The sequence below is a fragment of the Pelagibius sp. genome (assembly GCF_028281305.1).
In the GTDB taxonomy this organism is placed as follows: domain Bacteria; phylum Pseudomonadota; class Alphaproteobacteria; order Kiloniellales; family Kiloniellaceae; genus Pelagibius.
On sequence record NZ_JANQKD010000044.1, the window covers coordinates 59,153 to 75,475 of the forward strand.

17 protein-coding genes and 1 tRNA gene are annotated in these 16,323 nt (G+C 66.2%); 11 read left to right on the forward strand and 7 right to left on the reverse strand.

The genetic code is table 11. The features are described from left to right. The first annotated feature begins 15 nt into the window (after positions 1 to 15). Positions 16 to 363 (forward strand): hypothetical protein, encoded by a 348-nt coding sequence (locus tag Q0982_RS10550; protein ID WP_299395135.1) that lies wholly within the window; start codon positions 16 to 18, stop codon positions 361 to 363. Positions 364 to 426: 63 nt separating this feature from the next. Beyond that, positions 427 to 753 carry an NIPSNAP family protein gene (locus Q0982_RS10555; protein ID WP_299395137.1) on the forward strand — a complete coding sequence of 109 codons (327 nt, stop codon included), beginning with the start codon at positions 427 to 429 and terminating at the stop codon, positions 751 to 753. Between the two features lie 220 nt (positions 754 to 973). Here Q0982_RS10555 and Q0982_RS10560 read toward each other — a convergent pair whose 3' ends face one another. The 4 genes from Q0982_RS10560 to Q0982_RS10575 all read right to left on the reverse strand — a co-directional run bounded on the left by Q0982_RS10560 (position 974) and on the right by Q0982_RS10575 (position 4,718). After that, complete coding sequence (locus Q0982_RS10560; RefSeq protein ID WP_299395139.1) at positions 974 to 2,155, reverse strand: aminotransferase class V-fold PLP-dependent enzyme; 1,182 nt, start codon at positions 2,153 to 2,155, stop codon at positions 974 to 976. An 86-nt stretch (positions 2,156 to 2,241) separates the two neighbouring features. After that, positions 2,242 to 2,898 (reverse strand): lytic transglycosylase domain-containing protein, encoded by a 657-nt coding sequence (locus Q0982_RS10565; protein ID WP_299395142.1) that lies wholly within the window; start codon positions 2,896 to 2,898, stop codon positions 2,242 to 2,244. A 369-nt stretch (positions 2,899 to 3,267) separates the two neighbouring features. Further along, a complete protein-coding gene (locus tag Q0982_RS10570) occupies positions 3,268 to 3,828 on the reverse strand; it encodes a GNAT family N-acetyltransferase (RefSeq protein WP_299395144.1) in 561 nt (186 codons plus the stop codon). After that, positions 3,825 to 4,718 carry an N-formylglutamate amidohydrolase gene (locus tag Q0982_RS10575; RefSeq protein WP_299395147.1) on the reverse strand — a complete coding sequence of 298 codons (894 nt, stop codon included), beginning with the start codon at positions 4,716 to 4,718 and terminating at the stop codon, positions 3,825 to 3,827. Before Q0982_RS10575 ends, Q0982_RS10570 begins: the two co-directional genes overlap by 4 nt. Positions 4,719 to 4,949: 231 nt before the next feature. On the opposite strand from Q0982_RS10575, the gene Q0982_RS10580 reads away from it, so the two are divergent. Then, positions 4,950 to 5,309 (forward strand): response regulator, encoded by a 360-nt coding sequence (locus Q0982_RS10580; protein ID WP_299395149.1) that lies wholly within the window; start codon positions 4,950 to 4,952, stop codon positions 5,307 to 5,309. Between the two features lie 159 nt (positions 5,310 to 5,468). Then, positions 5,469 to 5,543: transfer RNA gene (locus Q0982_RS10585), tRNA-Val, on the forward strand. A gap of 53 nt (positions 5,544 to 5,596) precedes the next feature. Here the strand turns inward: Q0982_RS10585 and Q0982_RS10590 are convergent. After that, positions 5,597 to 6,190, reverse strand: a complete 594-nt coding sequence (locus Q0982_RS10590) for a GNAT family N-acetyltransferase (RefSeq protein ID WP_299395152.1) — start codon at positions 6,188 to 6,190, stop codon at positions 5,597 to 5,599. 231 nt (positions 6,191 to 6,421) lie between these two features. Here Q0982_RS10590 and Q0982_RS10595 point away from each other — a divergent pair, with 231 nt between their 5' ends. The 6 genes from Q0982_RS10595 to glcF all read left to right on the forward strand — a co-directional run bounded on the left by Q0982_RS10595 (position 6,422) and on the right by glcF (position 13,976). Next, positions 6,422 to 8,065: a thiamine pyrophosphate-binding protein gene (locus Q0982_RS10595; protein WP_299395154.1), complete on the forward strand. Its 1,644-nt coding sequence runs from the start codon at positions 6,422 to 6,424 to the stop codon at positions 8,063 to 8,065. 241 nt (positions 8,066 to 8,306) lie between these two features. Next, positions 8,307 to 9,263, forward strand: coding sequence for a methyltransferase domain-containing protein (locus Q0982_RS10600; protein ID WP_299395156.1), 957 nt, complete (start codon positions 8,307 to 8,309; stop codon positions 9,261 to 9,263). A gap of 134 nt (positions 9,264 to 9,397) precedes the next feature. Then, complete coding sequence (ykgO, locus tag Q0982_RS10605) at positions 9,398 to 9,523, forward strand: type B 50S ribosomal protein L36 (RefSeq protein WP_142895287.1); 126 nt, start codon at positions 9,398 to 9,400, stop codon at positions 9,521 to 9,523. Between the two features lie 413 nt (positions 9,524 to 9,936). Next, a complete protein-coding gene (locus tag Q0982_RS10610; RefSeq protein WP_322097000.1) occupies positions 9,937 to 11,424 on the forward strand; it encodes an FAD-linked oxidase C-terminal domain-containing protein in 1,488 nt (495 codons plus the stop codon). Between the two features lie 14 nt (positions 11,425 to 11,438). After that, a complete protein-coding gene (gene glcE / locus Q0982_RS10615) occupies positions 11,439 to 12,653 on the forward strand; it encodes a glycolate oxidase subunit GlcE (protein ID WP_299395164.1) in 1,215 nt (404 codons plus the stop codon). Positions 12,654 to 12,665: 12 nt separating this feature from the next. Next, on the forward strand, positions 12,666 to 13,976 hold the full coding sequence (glcF, locus tag Q0982_RS10620; protein ID WP_299395167.1) for a glycolate oxidase subunit GlcF: 1,311 nt from the start codon (positions 12,666 to 12,668) through the stop codon (positions 13,974 to 13,976). A 6-nt stretch (positions 13,977 to 13,982) separates the two neighbouring features. Here glcF and Q0982_RS10625 read toward each other — a convergent pair whose 3' ends face one another. Continuing rightward, positions 13,983 to 15,086 (reverse strand): M14 family metallopeptidase, encoded by a 1,104-nt coding sequence (locus tag Q0982_RS10625; RefSeq protein ID WP_299395169.1) that lies wholly within the window; start codon positions 15,084 to 15,086, stop codon positions 13,983 to 13,985. A 148-nt stretch (positions 15,087 to 15,234) separates the two neighbouring features. On the opposite strand from Q0982_RS10625, the gene Q0982_RS10630 reads away from it, so the two are divergent. Continuing rightward, positions 15,235 to 15,729 carry a tetratricopeptide repeat protein gene (locus tag Q0982_RS10630; RefSeq protein WP_299395172.1) on the forward strand — a complete coding sequence of 165 codons (495 nt, stop codon included), beginning with the start codon at positions 15,235 to 15,237 and terminating at the stop codon, positions 15,727 to 15,729. 176 nt (positions 15,730 to 15,905) lie between these two features. Here Q0982_RS10630 and Q0982_RS10635 read toward each other — a convergent pair whose 3' ends face one another. After that, on the reverse strand, positions 15,906 to 16,307 hold the full coding sequence (locus Q0982_RS10635) for a cupin domain-containing protein (RefSeq protein WP_299395173.1): 402 nt from the start codon (positions 16,305 to 16,307) through the stop codon (positions 15,906 to 15,908). Positions 16,308 to 16,323: the final 16 nt, after the last annotated feature.

Genomic DNA, 16,323 nt, shown 5'->3' on the forward strand with positions numbered 1-16,323 from the left:
CCGATGCCCAGAAGAATGATCCCCCGTAACATCGAGCTCTACCGTGACCATAGTGCGTCCTACGAAAGCGTCGATGTCGAAGGCCGGCCGCACGTGATCTGCCCGCAATGCCTGACGCCGGTGCTGCTGTGCCAGTCGTTGTCGGACCGGCAGCGCCGGAAGGCTGCCAGGCTCAGGGAAACCGACTCAGTCGCGGCCATGGACTACCTGAAGAAAGCCGTGCCCTGCGGAGACCGAGCGGCCAAGGCCGTTGTGCTGCACCTGCGCAAGAAGGACGAGGGCTGCCACTACTGCGGTCACCCCATGCCGCGTGGCGCGCTGCTCTGCGCGAACTGCATGTCGGTGAACCTGGACTGGAACTGACGCTTTAACGGTGGCTCTCTGGCGGCCACCTTTTCACAAACCACAGCAATCAAGAGGACGGATATGCTTTTGGACGTACGCACCTACCGCGTGAAACCCAACACCATGAAGGCCCACTTCGATCTCTACGAGACCTACGGCAAGCCGGCGCAGACCCGCCACCTGGGCCAGCCCCTGGCCTATCTGCGTACCGAGACCGGCGATCCCAACGAATACGTCCACATCTGGGTCTATGAGAACGCCGGCGACCGCGAGACCAAGCGCGCCGCCATGCAGGCCGATCCTGACTGGCAGGACTACCTGCGCCGCTCCGCCGAACTGGGGGCGCTCATCTCCCAGTCCAACAAGCTGATGGCGCCGGTCGACTTCTTCGACGCACCGAAGCGGTAACGGATTACACGAGGCGCAGAGCAGCCCGGAGTCACCCTTCGAGACGACCTTTCAGGCCTCCTCAGGGTGAGGTGCGACGTTGGAAGGACTGGCCTCATGCTGAGGAGGCTGCGCAGCGGCCGTCTCGAAGCATGGGGAGCCCCGCAAGGGCGTCTCGAAGCACGGGGTCAACCCGCCGCCACGATGTGCGGATTGTTTGCCGTCACCGGATGGCACTGTCTCAGCTTGCGGCGATGGCCTTCACCGCCGCCGCGAAGCGGTCGAGTTCTTCGTCGCTGTTGTAGTAGTGCACGGAGGCGCGCACGAGATCGGGCAGGGCCCGCTTGGTCGCGTCCAGCAGCGTCGAGTTTGGATCGGTGACCGAAGTGTTGATGTCCTGGCGGCGCAGGTTTGTCTTCACCTCCTCCGCCGCCTGGCCGGCGACCTCGAACACGCAGAGGCCGCAGCGCCGGCGGCCGATGTCCTGCACGGTGACGCCGGGGACTTCGGCCAGCCGCGCGCGCAGGCCCGCGGCCAGGTCCGCCACCCGCGCCTCGATGGCCGGCAGGCCGATGGCGCGGGCATAGTCGACAGCGGTGCCGAGCCCCAGCACCGCGGCGTAGTTGTACTCCCAGTTCTCGAACCGCTTGGCATCGGGCCGCAGCTCGTAGCGGTCCGCGGCCACCCACTTGGCGGCGCGCAGGTCGAGCGCCGGCGGCTCGACCCGGTCGAGGAAGCCGCGGCGGACATAGAGGAAACCGCTGCCGCGGGGTCCGCGCAGATACTTGCGCCCGGTGGCGGAGAGCAGGTCGCAGCCCAGCTTCTCGACATCCAGGTCGATCTGCCCGGCCGACTGGCAGGCGTCCAAAAGAAAGGGGATGCCATGGGCCTTGGCGACACGGCCGATCGCCTCGGCCGGGTTCACCAGCCCGCCGTTGGTCGGCACATGGGTCACCGTGATCAGCTTCACCCCCGGCTTGGCGCAGGCCGCTTCCAGATCGGGAATCGAGAGCTCGCCCTCGGGGGTGGAGGGAATTGCTTCGATCACCAGCCCCGTGCTCCGGGCGAGCTTCAGATAGTTCAGGTAGTTGCTGGCGTACTCCGCCTCGCCCGTCAGCAGGCGGTCGCCGGGCTGGAAGTCGAAGGAGAAGAATGCGGCGTTCCAGGCCAGGGTCGCGTTCTCCATCAGCGCGATCTCGCCCGGCGCGGCGTTCAGCAGCGCCGCGACGCTGCGGTAGACGCCGTCGATTTCCTCGGCGGCTTCCGCCGCTGCTTCGTAGCCGCCGATTTCGCCTTCGCGCCGGATGTGTGCGACCTGGCGGGCGACCACGGCGTCCGGCATCAGCGCCGCCCCGGCATTGTTGAAATGCAGAACTCTTTCGCAGGCGCTGGTATCGCGCCTTACCTTCGCCAGATCGATCACGTCTCCCCCCGAACCCTTCTTGTTCCCGGACCCCTGGTGTCACCGTCGCTAGTTAGCGGTGGGGCAGGGCCGAAGGCAAGAGCCGGTCAGGACTTTTTGCGCGCCGCTTCGCGCTCTGCCTGCAGGCGGGCGCGGCGTTCGCGGTTGGCGCGGTGGCGCTCCGCCCGCCAGGCCTTGAAGACCTTCGCCCGGTAGGCATTGGCCCGGAGAATGGTGCGGGAATGATAGTGGCCGACGGCGCGCGTCCAGGAGCGCGCTTCGCTGCGCAGCTCCGCCAGGAAGCCGGCGGCATAGGCGGCGTTGCGCAGGGGATCGAAAGCGGCCTCGAGGTCCTCGAAGGCCTCGGCGTGGTGGTAGAGGTTCACCTGCATGCAGCCGACATCGATGTTCCGCACGCCCCGCGCGCGCAGGGCCCTCACCGTATCAATCGCCGCCTGCTTGCTGGGCAGAAAGCGCCCCTTGCCCTCGGCCATGACGGTCCAGGGCCAGGCAAGTCTTTCCGCCTTTCCTTCGTGCCAGCGCCCCGATTCGGTCTGGGCAATGGCCCGCAGCAGCAGCGGTGGCAACTGGTGTTGCCGCTCGGCGGCCTCGATGCCCAGACGGCAAAGAGTCCAGGGATCTTCAGGGCTCCGGCCGGGGTCACCGGCGGCCTCGGCCGGCGCCAGCGTAAGCCACAGCAGGGCCAGCAGGGCCGCTACGATCGCCGTTCGGGCCTTTCCGGCCTGGGGGAGCGCTTTTCTCATGCCAGGAACGAAGCAACCGGCGTGCCAACGGCTGCAAAGGGGCCTAACCGCTGCACTTAGATGGTGCAACGCAATATGATTAGCCAAACAGAGGTGGGGGAGAAATGATGATCGTGTGAAATTTGTATGCAAATCAATGAATTGGTGAATTCTCTGTTGAAATCCACCGGGCAGCGGCGCATATTGTGCACTGCGATATGCGATTGCCTACGGCGGTCGGTATCGCAGTTCCATAGGGCATTTCCTCCCTAAACTTGGGCCGCGCGGTTGCGCGGCCCTTTTTTCTTGCCGGCGGCGCCGTTCGAGGGGGGATTCCGGGTCTTGGTCCGGTCTTGCGCAGAGGTCCGCCAGGGAGCCGCGCGGTCCGCCTCAGTCGTCCGGCGGCGAATCGGCGCCCGTGCCGAGAGGGCGTTGCATCAGCACCGAGTCGAGCCAGCGGCCATGCTTGAAGCCTATGGCGCGAAGAACACCCGCTTCGCGAAAGCCATGGCGTTTGTGGAGACCGATGGATGCCAGGTTGCCGCTGTCGCCGATCACCGCGACGAGTTGCCGGTACCCCATCGCCTCACAGCGTTGGATCAGCGCCGACAGCAGCAGGCTGCCGATCCCCTGGCCTTCCAGTCCTCTGCGCAGGTAGACGGTTGTCTCCAGCGTATGCCGGTAGGCCGGGCGTGTGCGATAGGGGCCCACTGCGGCGAACCCCAGGATGTCGCCGCCCGGCCCCGGCGCCTGGGCGACGAGATAGGGCAGGGAGGCTTCCTGGACCGCGGCAACCCGCCGCTGCATCTCCGCGAGGTCGGGCGGCGTCTCCTCGAAGGAGGCGACGCCGTGGAGCACGTGGTCTGCATAGATCGCCTGCAGGGCCGGACAGTCGTCCGGCCGGGCGTCGCGCAGTTCCGCCGTCCGGTCCGGTCTGATGGCTTGGCTCACCGGCCGTTGGGTCGCAGCCGTCCCTGCTGCAGGTCACCCAGGGCGGCGACGACATCGCGCATGTCCTGTGCCAGCGCGCGCAGCGCCGGGCGCCGTTCCATCCGCGTTTCGTCCATGTAGATCTGGCGGTTGATTTCGATCTGCAGACTGTGGACGCCGGTTTCCGGTTTGCCGTAATGGCGGGTGACGAATCCGCCGGCGTAGGGACTGTTGCGCGCGACCTGATAGCCTTTGCGGTGCAGGATCCTCTCCACCGTGTCGGTGACTGCCGCCGCGCAGCTGCTGCCGTGACAGTCGCCCAGAACAAAGGCGGTGCGGTTCGTGGCGCCGCGGCCATGTCCCAGCTTGCTCGCCGAGGGCATGGAGTGACAGTCGACCAGGATACACCAGCCGAACTGCTCCTTGGTCTGCTGAACCAGCATCCTGAGCGCCTCGTGGTACGGCCAATAACAGCTGCGGATGCGATCCAGCCCCTCGGCCAGGCTCAGCTTGTCCCGATAGATATTGGCGCCGCTGGCGACCACTCGGGCAATGGTTCCGAGCCCTGCGGCGACGCGGGGCGAGCGCGTGTTTGCGTAAGGGGGAAGCTTTTCCTTGAAGATCGCGGGATCGAGCTCATAGGGCTCGCGGTTGGGGTCGACGAAAGCGCGGGGAAAGAGTGCATGGATCAGCGGCGCACCCATCTCCGGCGCGCAGCTGAAGATCTCATTGACGAAGCTGTCTTCCGACTGGCGCAGACTGATCGGATCGAGGCAGGAGGACGCCAGAAACTCCGGAGGATAATCGCTGCCGCTGTGCGGCGAGGCGAAGACCAACGGCAGGGTCTGCCGGGACGGCCAGACGATCTCGTGTGGCCTGCCGGTTTGGGCGCTTGGGGCTAGGGCGTCCATATCTCCAAAGAGCCTGTTTCTTCCTAGTGTTCTAGGCCAAAGCGCCCGCGCTGTCATGCCCGATGCGCACCCTCTGGGAGATTGGTTCGCCAATGGTGGCTTTCCACCCCGCCCGGGGCGCATTAAGCTCTCTTTTGGCGCCGGCATGGTAGCCTGTGAAGAGTTTGGCCCTCCCCATTCGGGCAGCGGCCGGGGTTAACCATTGCTTCGACGTGACGGCCAAACGGGATAATGGCGCAAATCCTCCTTGCTGAAGACGATGCCTCGATGCGGGAGTTCCTGGCGAAAGCCCTGCGCAAGGCGGGCCATCATGTCGTGGCGGTCGGTGACGGCCTGGATGCCATCGCCGCTCTGGACGGGTTTCAGGTCGACCTGTTGCTGGCCGACGTGGTGATGCCGGGTCTCGACGGCATCGAACTGGCGCGCCGGGCCGCCAAGCTGCAGCCGGGTCTGCGGGTCATGTTCATCACCGGTTTTGCCGCCGTGGCCCTGAAGAACAGGGACCAGACCCCGCGCGGGGCGCGCATTCTCTCCAAGCCCTTCCATCTCCGCCATCTGGTGGAGGAGGTGGAATCGATGCTCACGGCCTGAAAACCGGGCTTGGGGCTCCTGATGCTGGGGCTCTTGAAAAAGCCCGGGGATGATGCTACTCCGCCTCCTCCCAAGGGTACGGTCGGCCAAGGGCAGTGTTCATTGTGCCGGGCCTTCGCGGAACGATGTTCCGCAGCCAGGCTGCCCTAGCGGCATAGAGGGCGTATAGCTCAGCGGGAGAGCGCCTCGTTGACATCGAGGAGGTCCCTGGTTCAATCCCAGGTACGCCCACCATTCTTTTCAATGATACGGTCAGTGACCTGATCAATGATCTGGCGGAAGGCCCGTCATCCGGGCCTGTGGTCCCGGGGGTGCCGCTGCTCTGAATCGGGATTGCGGTCTGGCGCCCCGGAGCACCCCTTTGTCAGGCAATAGTAGGCGCTGTCGTAGACTTTACCGCGCCATGCCCAGTTGCCTCGGGCCACTTTCTCCCGGACAAAACCGACTTTCTCCAGCACACGAAAAGACGCCGCGTTGCGCAGGGTGACCCCGGCCTCGATTCTGGTCGTCTGGGTTTCGCCGAAGACCCACTCCGCGACCGCTGCCAGGGCCTCGGTCGCGTAGCCTTTGCGATGCTCCCGGTGAGAGACGAAGTACCCGATCCGGCAGACGTGGCCCTGCGTCTGCGAATACTCCGCCTCGAAGTAGAGGTCGAACAGTCCAATGGCCCGTCCGTCTTTCCGGATGATCCAGACCAGGTTCAGAGGATCTTCCAGACTCGGGTCGAACCAGGCCCTGACGTCTTCGATGCGCTCGGCTGCGGACTGAAAGTCCTCGATGCTTTTCCTGTCGCGGGCGATCTCGAAGATCTCATCCAGATCTTCCGCCTTCGCCGGGTCCAGAATCAGTCTTTCGGTTCGCAGTCGTGCGGCCGCCACCATGGCAGGTTCCGATCTCCTCTCAGCCGGCCTGACCGGGCCGTCGTTGCCTTCGCCACCCCTTTCGGTTCGCCGTCAGCGGGCTTCCGGATCGCGGCGTCATTGAATGACCGGCGCTGCGGCTGCCGAGGGGGTCGCTTGCGGCTCGCCAGCCTTGCCGTCTCCGGGCGCTTGTGGCAAGGGCAAAGGACCGGGGCGCTCTTCGCCCGGCCCGTGATCCTTCGGAGACCAGACATGTCGGCGCGCCATGGTGGCCAGATCCTCGTAGACCAGCTTCGCATCCAGGGCGTGGAGCGCGTCTTCTGCATCCCCGGCGAGAGCTTCCTGGCGGCGCTGGACGGGCTGCATCAGAGCCAGATCCATACTGTGGTCTGCCGGCAGGAAGGTGGGGCCGCCATGATGGCGGAAGCCCATGGCAAGCTCACAGGCAAGCCGGGCGTTGCCTTCGTGACCCGCGGGCCCGGGGCGACCAACGCGTCCGCGGGCATCCATATCGCCTATCAGGACTCCACGCCGATGGTGCTCTTCGTGGGCCAGGTGGCCCGCGATCAGCGCGACCGGGAGGCCTTTCAGGAGGTCGATTACCGCCGCATGTTCGCCCCCCTGGCCAAGTGGGTGGCCGAGATCGAGGTGACTGAGCGGATTCCCGAATACGTGAGCCAGGCTTTCCATGTTGCCGCTTCCGGGCGGCCGGGGCCTGTCGTCCTGGCGCTGCCGGAGGACATGCTGTCGGCCGAGGCCGTTGCCGCGGACGCGCTTCCGGCCAGCCTGCCCGGCGGTGGTGCATCCCAGGCCGACGTCGAGGCGGTTCTCGACGCCCTGCAAGGGGCGCAGCGACCGCTGGCGGTGGTGGGTGGCCCCGGTTGGTCGGCTGCGGCGTCCGAGGCCCTCGGGCGCTTTGCCGAGACGGCGGCCCTTCCTGTCGGCGCCGCCTTCCGCTGCCAGGACTACCTCGACAACCGGCACCCCTGCTACGTCGGCGATGTGGGCATCGGCATCAACCCGAAACTGGCGGACCGTGTCAGGGCGGCGGATCTGCTGTTGGTTCTCGGCGCCCGGCTCGGCGAGATGACGACCAGCGGATACACCCTGGTGGACATCCCCAGTCCGCGCCAGCGGCTGATCCACGTGCATCCCGACCCGAGCGAACTCGGCCGCGTCTACCGGCCGGAGCGGGCCGTGGCGGCCGCTGCCGGTGTTTTCGTTCAGCAGCTCGCCGAGGCCGCGGCGGCGTCCCGCAAAGAGCCGGGCGACTGGCTTTCGGCTGCCCGGGCTGACTATGAGGACTGGCAACAGCCCCGGCAGACGCCGGGGGCTTTGAAGATGGAACAGGTGATCGCCCATCTGGGCCGCGTCCTCCCCGACGATGCGATTCTCACCAACGGGGCCGGGAACTACTCGGCCTGGCTGCATCGCTACCATCGCTACAAGACCTGGCGCAGCCAGCTCGCGCCGACCTCCGGATCGATGGGCTACGGCCTGCCGGCAGCGGTGGCGGCCAAGCTGGAGTATCCGGATCGGGACGTGATCTGCCTGGCCGGTGACGGCTGTTTCCAGATGACCATGCAGGAGCTGGGAACCGCCGCCCAATACGGCGCCGGCGTGGTGGTGCTGGTCTCCAACAACGGCCTCTACGGGACAATTCGGATGCACCAGGAGCGCAGCTACCCCGGCCGCCCGTCCGCAACCGATATCGTCAACCCGGACTTTGCCGCCCTTGCCGCGGCCTATGGTGGCCACGGCGAGGTGGTGAGTCGGGATGAGGACTTCCCCGACGCCCTGGCGCGGGCGCGCGAAGCGGCGCGCATGTCTCGGCGCCCGGCGGTGCTGGAGCTTCGCATCTCTCCGGACGCGCTGACGCCGCGCTCAACGGTTTAGGCTTCTCTCCTGCCAGCTTCCGCGCTCCCTGCCGAAGGGCCGCATCCCCGTCCGCGGATCAATGCGCGCGCTGGTTGAGTATGTGCAGCAATTCGCCTGTTAAGACCAATAGTCCAGCTTTGCCATGCGCTTAAGGGTGGATAAAGGAATTGTCGTTATTGCTTGTTAAGCATGGCTGTTGTCCCGCCTAAGTCGCCGCTTAGAAGCACTCGGACAGCCGCCACAGGAGCAGAGGAATCCCATGGCCGGCACCGCCAAAGCGGCCCCGCAGACGCGCAATAAGGTCCGCATTCCGTTCTGGATGCGGCTGAAGGCTTGGTGGGAAGGCTACGATCTCTCGATCCGCGAGAAGCAGGCGATTCCCTTCGACATGGGCGACCTTTCCCAGGATGCCGTGCGCTACGATTCGCCGGAGTGGATGTCCAAACGCCTGGAGATCATGCAGGAGATCTGGGGCAAGGGCATGACCGGGCCCGGCGATGCGGCCTACATCCTGAAGCTGGTGAAGCCGCTGGCTCTGGATCCGGCTTTTACGGTGATCGAGGTAGGTGCCGGGCTCGGCGGTGCGACCCGGGTGATCTCTGAGCACTTCGACATCTGGATGACCGGCCTGGAGGCCGACCGCGAGGTGGCCGATGCCGGCATGGAACTCTCGACCATGGCCGGTATGGCGAAGAAGGCGCCGGTCCACTACTTCGATGTCGACCACTACGAGTTCCGCGAAGCCTCGATCGACTGCGTCTTCTCCAAGGAGGCCCTGTACGTCGTCGAGGACAAGAAGCGGCTGCTGGCGGAGATCATCAACATGATCAAGCCGCGTGGGCAGCTGCTCTTTACCGACTATGTCTTCGCTGAGGACGCTGCCAAGAAGGATATCCAGGCCTGGGTCAGCGGAGAGCCGGTGACGCCCCATCCCTGGACCCAGCGCCAGTATGAGCAGACTCTGACCGAGGCACGGCTCGATATCCGCATCAAGGAAGACATCACGGATGAGGTCTATAAGATCATCACTTCGGCCTGGGCGGAGTTCCTGGCAAGCCTCAGGGGGCGCGAGCTCGACAAGTCGACCTCCGATGCCATCAATGAGGCGGTGGATCTCTGGACCCGCCGGACCAAGGCGATCGAGAGCGGCGCTCTGCGCCTCTGCCGTTTTCATGCCCTGAAGAAGGAGGGAGAGAAGATGCTCTCCGACTGGTAGCCTGGGCTATCGCAGAGGGCGTCGAGAATCCCCCGAAGTCCAGGCCGGCCGCGCTTGACAGCCCTTGTTCCGCTGCCTATGTTCGCCGCGATTTTCGCCTCGGGACTGAACCCGGCGGCAGAGAGGGTAGAAAGATGAAGGTCGTTAACTCTTTGAAGACCGCGAAACTGCGGGAAAAGGGCTGCCGCGTCGTCCGGCGCCGTGGCCGCGTTTACGTGATCAACAAAAAGAACCCGCGGTTCAAGGCCCGCCAGGGCTGAGGACCTCCGCGGCCGCGCCCGGACATCCGGGCTGACGGCGCGGAATACAGTTGTGACCGCAAGGCCGCGCCCCCGATCGGGGGCGCGGCCTTGCTTTTGGCAGCGGCGCGGGGCAACGCAGCGGTCTGAAAACCAGCCCGCTCGGGCGGATTCCGGGTGCTTTTTTGCCGTTTTGGCGGCCTCCGCCATTGACCCGCCATCGGCCCCACGCCATAGTCAAAGAAATTGGTAATACCAATTTTGCAGTCTCTGGCCCGTTAGCGGCCTATGGAACGACCCAGGGCCGGCCCCGGTGTGAACCGTGGCCGTCCGGACGGCGCAGCACCTAAGGGCAAGAAAGACCCGCGCCGCCGCAGCACCCTGGGGACGCAATGTCCCGCCCCAGTACGGCGGGATCCGGGGAGAGCAATGCCATGCAGATGCCCGAGCCAGATCAGGCGATCATCGATGCCAAGCGCGACATCGTCGCCGCCCTCCAGGCCATCGTGCCCGGCGAGGGGGTGATCGTCGACGAGGACGAGCTGAGGGCCTACGAGACGGATGGGCTGACGGCCTACAAACAGCTCCCGCTGATCGTCGTGCTGCCGGAGACCACGGAGCAGGTGAGCCGGATCCTGAAGTGCTGCCGGGAACGCGGCGTGAAGGTGGTGCCGCGCGGCGCGGGCACCTCGCTCTCCGGCGGCGCGCTGCCCCTGGCTGACGGCATCATTCTGGGCCTCGGCAAGTTCAACCGCGTTCTGGAGATCGACCTGGAGAACCGCTGCGCCGTGGTGCAGCCGGGCGTCACCAACCTGGGCGTGACCAAGGCCGTCGAGGCCGACGGATTTTACTATGCGCCCGACCCCTCGAGCCAGATCGCCTGCACCATCGGCGGCAATGTGGCGGAGAATTCCGGTGGCGTGCACTGCCTGAAGTACGGGCTGACCACCAACAACCTACTGGGTCTTGAGATGGTGCTGATGGACGGCACCATCCTGCGCGTCGGCGGCAAGCACCTGGATGCCGAGGGTTATGACCTGCTGGGTCTGATGACCGGCTCGGAGGGCCTGCTGGGCGTGGTGACGGAGGTGACCGTGCGCCTTCTGCGCAAGCCCGAGACGGCCCGCGCGGTGCTGCTGGGTTTCGAAACCGCCGAGCAGGCCGGCGACACCGTGGCCGCCATCATCGCGGCCGGGATCATTCCCGGCGGCATGGAGATGATGGACAAACCCGCCATTCATGCCGCCGAGGATTTCGTCCAGGCCGGCTACCCCCTGGACGTCGAAGCCCTGCTGATCGTCGAACTGGACGGCCCGCAGGCGGAGGTGGACCACCTGCTGGCCGAAGTCTCGCGTATCGCCGAGGAGCATGGCGCCATCACCAGCCGCGTCAGCGAAAGCGAGGAGGAGCGCCTGTCCTTCTGGGCCGGTCGCAAGGCTGCATTTCCGGCCGTGGGGCGTATCTCGCCGGACTACTACTGCATGGACGGCACCATTCCCCGTGCGCAGTTGCCGCTGGTGCTCCGGCGTATGCGGGAAATGAGCGAGAAGTACGGTCTGCGCGTTGCCAATGTCTTCCATGCCGGCGACGGCAACCTGCATCCGCTGATTCTCTACGATGCCAACAAGCCGGGTGAACTGGAGGCCGCTGAGGACTTCGGTTCCGATATCCTGAAGCTCTGCGTCGAGGTGGGCGGCGTGCTCACCGGCGAGCACGGCGTCGGCGTGGAGAAGCGCGATCTCATGGGCGAGATGTTCAGCGAGATCGATCTGAAGCAGCAGCAGCGCGTCAAGTGCGCTTTCGATCCGGAAGCGCTGCTGAATCCCGGCAAAGTTTTTCCGCAGCTTCATCGCTGTGCAGAGCTGGGGCGCATGCACATCAGCGGGGGCAAGTTGCCGTTCCCCGATCTGCCGCGCTTCTAGCCGGGCCGGACGCCATGGGATCGACCTTTTCCGCGGAGAACCGCGACCAGGTTGTGGAGGCTGTCGCCTGGGCGGCAGCCGAGGAACAGCCGCTGGAAATCCTGGGCCGGGGCAGCAAGCGTGCGCTTGGGCGCCCGGTGCAGGCCGCCCACAGCCTGGACCTGTCGAAGCTGAGCGGCATTACGCTCTACGAGCCGGAGGAACTCGTCCTCTCCGCGCGTGCCGGCACGCCGCTCGCCGAAATCGAGGCGGCCCTGGATGCGGAAAACCAGATGATGGCCTTCGAGCCGGCGGACCTTGCACCGCTGCTCGGGACCGAGACGGGCAATGGCTCCATCGGCGGCATGCTTGCCTGCAACCTGTCCGGCCCGCGGCGTATCAAGGCTGGCGCGGCGCGCGACCACTTCCTCGGTGTCGAGTCGGCCTCAGGCCGCGGTGAGGTTTTCAAGTCCGGCGGCCGGGTGGTGAAGAACGTTACCGGCTACGACCTCTGCAAGCTGCTTTGCGGCTCCTACGGCACGCTGGCCGTGATGACGGATGTCACCTTGAAGGTGCTGCCGCGGCCCCAGAAGACCTACACGGTTCTGCTCCTCGGCCTCGACGACGCGACGGCGGTGAAGGCGATGAGCCGCGCCCTGGGCTCGCCGCACGAGGTCGCCGGCGCCGCCCATCTGCCCGCTGCCCTGGCGGCGGGCTCGGAGGTGTCCTACGTCGCGGCGGCCGGCGGCGCGGTCACCGCACTGCGTCTCGAAGGGCCCGGTCCCTCGGTCGAGTACCGCTGCGCGGCTCTGCGCCGGGAACTGGCCGACCTCGGCGAAACCGAGGAACTGCACAGCCAGAACTCGCTCACGTTCTGGCGGGAGCTGCGCGATGTCCGGCCATTCTGGACAGGCAGCGACAGAGCCGTCTGGCGCCTCTCGGTGGCCCCTAGCCTGGGGCCGGAGGTGGTGGCCAGCATCGCCGAAGGTGAGGCCTTTTACGACTGGGGCGGCGGCCTGGTCTGGCTGGCGCTCTCGGCCGACGGCGATGCCGGGGCCGCGCGCATTCGCGACGTGCTGCAGCCGCTGGGCGGCCACGCAACCCTGATCCGGGCCCCGGCGGAGGTGCGCGCGGCGGAGGCGGTCTTCCAGCCGCAGGACCCGGCGATGGCGGCCCTGCAGGCGCGGGTGAAGGAGGGCTTCGACCCGCACCGCATCCTGAACCCCGGCCGTATGTACGCCGGGCTCTGAGGCGAGACGCGGATGCAAACGAACTTCTCCGTCGCTCAGCTTGCCGATCCGGACACCGCCGAGTCCGAGAAGATCCTGCGCAACTGCGTGCACTGCGGCTTCTGCACCGCGACCTGTCCGACCTATACCCTGCTGGGCGATGAACTCGACAGTCCGCGCGGGCGCATCTACCTGCTGAAGGACATGCTGGAGAAGGGGCAGCCGGCCTCCGCCAAGGTGGTGAAGCACATCGACCGCTGCCTTTCCTGCCTCTCCTGCATGACCACCTGCCCTTCCGGCGTGCATTACATGCATCTGGTGGATCACGGCCGGAAATACATCGAGGAGACCTTTCGCCGCCCCCTGCCTGAGCGCGCACTACGCTGGCTGCTGGCCTTCGTGCTGCCGAGTCCCTTTCGTTTTCGCCTGGCGCTGCTCGGCGCCTTCTTCGCAAAGCCGCTGGCGCCGCTGATGCCCGGCCGCCTGAAGGGACTTTTGGCCATGGCTCCCGCGGAGGTGCGCCCGCCCAGCAAGGTGGACCGGCCGCAGGTCTTCGCCGCCGAGGGCAAGCGGCGGGCGCGGGTGGCGCTGATGACCGGCTGCGCGCAGAAGGTGTTGGCGCCGGAGATCAACGAGGCCACGGTGCGCCTGCTGACGCGCCTGGGTGTCGAGGTCGTCGTGGCGAAGGGCACCGGCTGCTGCGGTGCGCTGGTTCATCACATGGGCAAGGAGGAGCCTGCGCTGGAAAGCGCCCGCGCCAACATCGGCGCCTGGGCGCGCGAACTCGAGGGCAAGGGCCTCGATGCGATCATCATCAACGCCTCGGGCTGCGGCACCACGGTGAAGGACTACGGCTTCATGCTGCGCGAGGACGCGGCCTGGAAGGACAAGGCCGCCGCCGTCGCGGCGCTCACCAAGGACGTCACCGAGTTCCTCGACAGCCTTGACGTGATCGCCCCGCGGGAGGACGCGGGCCTTACCGTCGCCTATCACTCGGCCTGTTCCATGCAGCACGGCCAGCAGATCCGGCGCCAGCCGAAGGACCTTCTGAGCAAGGCGGGCTTTGCCGTAAAGGAGGTGCCGGAGGGGCACCTCTGCTGCGGTTCCGCCGGCACCTACAACCTGATGCAGCCGGAAATCGCCACGCAGCTCAAAGAGCGGAAGGTGCGCAACATCGAGTCGACACGGCCGGATGTCATCGCTACCGGCAACATCGGTTGCATGACGCAGATCGGCGGCGGCACCGAGATTCCGGTGGTGCACACGGTCGAACTGCTGGACTGGGCCACCGGCGGCCCGACGCCGCCGGCCCTCGACCGTGCCGGCGTTGAACGGGTCGGCTGACAGTCTCTATCCGACCGTCTCGGACTCTTTGCTGGTGAGGCCTGCGAGGGCGAGCCGCTGGGTTTCCACCGCGCGGTCCCAGACCATCTGCTTCCAGTCGTCGGCGTCCTGATAGAAGGCTTCACGGATCTGCGCCTTGATGGCGCGGCCCTTGGCCGAGTTCACCGCGCCGTAAAGATGCAGCCAGTTGTCGGCGCGAAGCGCCAGCTTGACCTCCTCGGTCGGCAGGGTGCCGTACTCCAGGGCGATGGCGGTCACTTCCGCTTGTGGTGCCGCCGCTTCCATGCCGATCACGTTGTGCCCGCGGATCTCCGTCGACGAGGAGGTGCCGAGCGCCGGGCAGGTGTGGTCGTCGCCGTACCAGGCCTCGACCCGCGCCAGGCCTGGCGACTGCGGGTCGGCGGCGCAGATCCGTTCGCCATGACCGCGCGGCCCCAGCCCCGTGTGGTAGTCGATGACCGCGATCTGACGCGCAGCGGCCAGATCTTCCGAGAACAGCGTCTTCAGCGTCTTGTGCGACCAGGTCGGCGTCTGGCCGCCGAAGAAGATGCCGTCGGGATGGCTGTACTGCCCGCCGGAGACGGCGGCCTGCAGGGCGGCGCGCCCATGGGCTTCCACATAGGCCACCAGCACATCGCGGGTGGCGGTGATGGTGGCGTCGTCCCAGGTCGGCGGGCAGAGCGCCTCTGCCAGCTCCTCATAGCCGGCGTTGGGCGGCAGGGGTGCGGAGAAATCGGCGAAGTTGCGGTTAAGATCGACGTTGTCCTCGGTCACGCGCCGCAGCCAGGCGAAGCCGTGGGGGTTGATGGCGTGGATGGCCATGTAGGCGACACCGTCGGGCAGCTCGCCGGCCAGGCCGCTTTCGAACCAGCCGAGCTGTACACCGGAGCCGCAGAAGCCCTCGGCGCCATGCGTGCCTGAGATGCTGACCAGCACGCGTTCCGCATCGCGCGGGCCGAGCCAGGCGACGTCGGTCGAAAGCGTCTCGCCATCGGGCCCGAAGCCGGGATGACGGTGGCTCGCAAGCTCTGCGCCGGCGCGTTCGCCCGCCTCGGCGAAGCGGCGTCTGGCCTCGAAGTAGTCTTGCGAAAAATAGCGCGCCACGGTCATCGTGTGGGTCCCTTCATGGAATTGTGATTCCGGCGGGTCAACCAAGTTCTTTGGCAGGCTGGCCGTTTCCGCCATAATCTAGTCTATGAGAAAACTCGGCCTTAAGACGATTATTGTGTTGTTTAGCCTTTTGGCGGCGGCGCCTGCCTTGGCCGACCAGAAGGACGCGCGCCTTGAGGACCTCTTCTCGCAGCTGCTCACCGCTCCCGGCCCCGCCGAGGCGCAGCTCATCGAGGGCGCAATCTGGCATATCTGGGGGCAGTCCGACGACGGGGCCGTCCGGGCGCTGATGGAAGACGGCGTGGCGGCCATGTCGCGGCGCGACTACCGCCGGGCGCTTTCCAGGTTCGAGCAGATGGTCGCCATTGCGCCGGACTTTGCCGAAGGCTGGAACAAGCGCGCCACCGTGCACTACCTGATGGGCAATTACCGCGCTTCCCTGGAAGACATCGTCCGCACCCTTGAACTGGAGCCCCGTCACTTCGGTGCCCTGTCCGGGCGCGGTCTCGTTTATGTCGCTTTGGAAGATGAGCAGCGCGCCCTCGAATCCTTCGAGGAAGCGCTGGCCATACACCCCAATCTGGTCTCCGCGGCGATCAACGCGGAGGCGCTGCGCAAGAGCCTGCGTGAGAAGCAGATCTAGTGTCGGTGTAAAGGAAGGGCCAGCCGCGGCATTGCGCATCCTTCGAGACGCGCGCCCTTGGTGCGCTCCTCAGGATGAGGAAGAGGCCGTTTCAACAATCACCCCTCATGCTGAGGAGAGAGCGCAGCGAACGTCTCGAAGCATAGAGCGGGCGCTCCGCGTAGCTGAGCGGCGGCCTAGACTGCGTCCTCAAACGGCTTGTTTTCGGTGCCGTCGCCTGCGGTCATGAACACCATCTTCCCAGGCTCGACCACCTTGATCCTATGCCAGCAGCCGCGCGGCACGATGACGACTTCTCCTGCGGAAACTTCGATCTGCCGCGGGCCGTCCGGCTCCTCCAGCACGACGATGGCGCGCCCGTTCATCAGGACCAGGACCTCATCGCCCGCTGGATGCATCTCCCAGTGCCGCATGTCCGCGGTCATCTCCGCAGCCATCACCATGCGCCCCTCGATGCGAACCCCGCCGGACATCAGGTCCTGCCAGAAGGTCTCGGAAACGGGGATCTCGGCGACCTTGCCGTCGGCCTGGAGGTCCAGATAGGTCCGCGTCAGATCGAGAGAGGTCGATGATGCCATGGCATCTGTTTTCCCG

Coding starts and splice junctions, on each gene's coding strand:
- Q0982_RS10550 (WP_299395135.1), top strand. CDS start 16: ATGATCCCCCGTAACATCGAGCTCTACCGTGACCATAGTGCGTCCTAC.
- Q0982_RS10555 (WP_299395137.1), top strand. CDS start 427: ATGCTTTTGGACGTACGCACCTACCGCGTGAAACCCAACACCATGAAG.
- Q0982_RS10565 (WP_299395142.1), bottom strand. CDS start 2,898: ATGAGAAAAGCGCTCCCCCAGGCCGGAAAGGCCCGAACGGCGATCGTA.
- Q0982_RS10575 (WP_299395147.1), bottom strand. CDS start 4,718: ATGGACGCCCTAGCCCCAAGCGCCCAAACCGGCAGGCCACACGAGATC.
- Q0982_RS10580 (WP_299395149.1), top strand. CDS start 4,950: ATGGCGCAAATCCTCCTTGCTGAAGACGATGCCTCGATGCGGGAGTTC.
- Q0982_RS10590 (WP_299395152.1), bottom strand. CDS start 6,190: ATGGTGGCGGCCGCACGACTGCGAACCGAAAGACTGATTCTGGACCCG.
- Q0982_RS10595 (WP_299395154.1), top strand. CDS start 6,422: ATGTCGGCGCGCCATGGTGGCCAGATCCTCGTAGACCAGCTTCGCATC.
- Q0982_RS10600 (WP_299395156.1), top strand. CDS start 8,307: ATGGCCGGCACCGCCAAAGCGGCCCCGCAGACGCGCAATAAGGTCCGC.
- ykgO (WP_142895287.1), top strand. CDS start 9,398: ATGAAGGTCGTTAACTCTTTGAAGACCGCGAAACTGCGGGAAAAGGGC.
- Q0982_RS10610 (WP_322097000.1), top strand. CDS start 9,937: ATGCAGATGCCCGAGCCAGATCAGGCGATCATCGATGCCAAGCGCGAC.
- glcE (WP_299395164.1), top strand. CDS start 11,439: ATGGGATCGACCTTTTCCGCGGAGAACCGCGACCAGGTTGTGGAGGCT.
- glcF (WP_299395167.1), top strand. CDS start 12,666: ATGCAAACGAACTTCTCCGTCGCTCAGCTTGCCGATCCGGACACCGCC.
- Q0982_RS10625 (WP_299395169.1), bottom strand. CDS start 15,086: ATGACCGTGGCGCGCTATTTTTCGCAAGACTACTTCGAGGCCAGACGC.
- Q0982_RS10635 (WP_299395173.1), bottom strand. CDS start 16,307: ATGGCATCATCGACCTCTCTCGATCTGACGCGGACCTATCTGGACCTC.